Annotated in this window: 1 rRNA gene; it reads left to right on the top strand. The window is 52.7% G+C overall.

The window, feature by feature from the left end:
- Positions 1-207 (top strand): 23S ribosomal RNA (locus QN370_RS20780); the annotation flags it as partial.

Here is a 207-nt window from a genome sequence, read left to right as displayed (position 1 = left end):
GTATGATGCGATGGGGGGACGGATCGCGGAAGGTTGTCCGGGTGTTGGAAGTCCCGGTCCTTGACTTGTAGAAGGCACCTAGGTAAATCCGGGTGCGTAATTCAAGGGGTTGAGGCCAGCTTATTTATAAGCGAAGCAATCGGAAGTGGTTCCAAGAAAAGCCTCTAAGCTTCAGTCATACGAGACCGTACCGCAAACCGACACAGG

It is taken from the genome of Actimicrobium sp. CCI2.3 (genome assembly GCF_035019065.1).
In the GTDB taxonomy this organism is placed as follows: Bacteria; Pseudomonadota; Gammaproteobacteria; order Burkholderiales; family Burkholderiaceae_D; genus Actimicrobium.
This window is presented reverse-complemented; position numbering and strand designations above follow the sequence as displayed.